3 protein-coding genes are annotated in these 2111 nt (G+C 65.9%); 1 reads left to right on the top strand and 2 read right to left on the bottom strand.

All coding sequences use genetic code 11. From position 1 onward, the window contains the following. The coding region (locus AC5RWX_RS32720; RefSeq protein ID WP_494100328.1) for a serpin family protein at positions 1 to 537 on the top strand (537 nt) is incomplete at its 5' end. 43 nt (positions 538 to 580) lie between these two features. Here the strand turns inward: AC5RWX_RS32720 and AC5RWX_RS32715 are convergent. Together AC5RWX_RS32715 and AC5RWX_RS32710 are read right to left on the bottom strand one after the other, a co-directional pair. Then, positions 581 to 1438 carry a hydroxymethylpyrimidine/phosphomethylpyrimidine kinase gene (locus AC5RWX_RS32715; protein ID WP_494100327.1) on the bottom strand — a complete coding sequence of 286 codons (858 nt, stop codon included), beginning with the start codon at positions 1436 to 1438 and terminating at the stop codon, positions 581 to 583. Between the two features lie 130 nt (positions 1439 to 1568). Next, on the bottom strand, positions 1569 to 2111 hold a 543-nt coding region (locus tag AC5RWX_RS32710; protein WP_494100326.1), incomplete at its 5' end, for a DUF1731 domain-containing protein.

Genomic DNA, 2111 nt, shown 5'->3' with positions numbered 1-2111 from the left:
GTCACCGTTCCGATGATGCACGGCCGGCAGGACATGGCGTTCGCGGAGGGCGCCGGCTGGCAGGCGGTGGACTTGCCCTACGGCGAGGGCTTCGTGATGAGGCTGGTGCTTCCCGCTGAAGGTTACGACGGCGGTGCCTCCCTCGAAGCGGACCGGCTGACCGAGGTGGCACGGGCGCTGGAAGGAACCCATCCTGAGATGGTTCAACTGGCACTGCCCACCTGGGACCACAAGAGCAGTTTTGACGTGCGGGCCGTCTTTGAACAACTGGGGCTCCGCAGAACCTTGGAAACCACCATCGACTTTGATGCGATCCAGCCGGGCCTGATGGTCACGCAGGCCGCCCAAGACGCCAACATCACTGTGGCGGAAAAGGGGACGGTGGCCGCCGCCGTCACCCAGATCAACGGCATGGCCACCAGCGCCCCGCCAGAGCCCACGAGGTCCATAACGTTCGACCGGCCGTTCCACTACCAGATCGTTCACGTGGAGAGTGGTCTGCCGCTGTTTATGGGGAAGGTTGCGGACCCTCGCTGACTGCGACTCGGTGGCAAACTGGCCAGCCCTGAATATCCAGGAGTTAGCCGGCGCCACCCTGCCACAGGGCATCAAACGGCGCGCCCGAAGCTACCCGGTTCCGGATACCGGCGGTGACAAACGCTTTTGCTGTGCGGGCAGCCTCCAGTGGCGCCGCGCCCTTGGCCAGCTCAGCCGTTACTGCGGCGGCGAGGGAGCACCCGGCGCCGGACACCGCGACGTCCCCGACCTTGGGCGCGCTCAGCACCTCGAGGGTTTCGCCGTCGTAGAAAACGTCGACGGCGTCGGGACCTGCCAGCCGCACCCCGCCCTTGGCCAGTACTGCGGCTCCACTGATCTCGTGGATGCGGACAGCGGCCGCCTTGAGGGAATCGACGTCGGTGATCTCCAGCCCGGAAAGGGACTCAGCTTCAAAGTGGTTCGGCGTCACGAAGGTGGCCAGCGGGAGGACCTGTGCCTTCAGCGCCTGGTCCGTGTCCAGTGCGTGCCCGGGCTCCTGGCCCTTGCAGATGAGAACGGGGTCCAGGACCACATTGCGGAATTGGCCGTTCTGGAGGGCGCCAGCCACGGTGCTGATGGTGGCCGGACTGCCCAGCATGCCGATCTTCACGGTATCCAGGACGGAGGGCGCGCCCGATTCCCGCCCGTAGGCCGCCGTCGTCGCCTCCAGTTGGTCTGCGATCACTTGCTGGTCAACCGGCACAAAGCGGTGGTTCCAGTTGTCGTTCGGGTTGAAGGAAACGATGCAGGTCAGGTTGGCGATGCCAAAGACGCCCAGCTCCTGGAAGGTCTTCAGGTCGGCCTGGGCTCCGGCACCGCCGGTAGCCTCAGAACCGGCGATCGTCAGGACGACCGCGGGAGCGGCAGCGGGGGACTGGACATCGGCGGAAACAGAAGTCATGGCACTATCCTGCCATCCGGCGTCACACGGCCGCGTTGTATGCCTGAACAGAAAGCGGCGCCGCCGGTGGTCAGTCCAACGAAAGGGACGCCGGCCCGGGCGGCTTTGCCGCCATACCGAAGCGGCCGGGTCAGGATGTCCCTTTGGCGATCTGCAGGAGCGCTCGGCCCAGCTCGGGCTGGCTGTAGACGAAACCGGAGTTCAGGAGCTTCTGTGGCTGGACCCAACGGCTTTTCAGGACCAGCTCGGTCTCCGTCCGGATCAGTATGGCGCCCAGCCTCAGCAACCAGGCCGGTGTGGGGATGCCGAACCTCGCACCGTAGGCCCGGCGGACCATGCGCATGAGTTCGCGGTTGTCCACCACATCGGGCGATGCCACATTGACCGGGCCGGCAATGTCCGTCCGTGCATGCACAAAGAGCGCGGATCGATAAAGGTCCTCCACGTGGATCCAGCTGAATTTCTGTGTGCCGGGGCCCATCCGGCCTCCCAGTCCCAGCCGGGCCAGGTTGGCGAAAGGGCGCAGGGCTCCGCCGCCCGCGCCCAGGACGATGGCAATCCGCAGCGGGACCTTGCGTGTCCTTGGTGTCAGGGCGGCTTCCAGCTCCGCTTCCCACGCACGGGCCACGTCCACCGAAAATCCCATGCCCAATTCGCCGTCCTGCTCGGTCTG

Source organism: Arthrobacter sp. SPT-J7 (assembly GCF_059089965.1).
The sequence above is the reverse complement of the archived record's forward strand: the minus strand, read 5'-3'. Positions and strand labels throughout refer to the sequence as shown.

What these genes read in the sequence shown, in the direction of transcription:
- AC5RWX_RS32715 (WP_494100327.1), bottom strand. Translation starts at nt 1,438, where the DNA reads ATGACTTCTGTTTCCGCCGATGTCCAGTCCCCCGCTGCCGCTCCCGCG.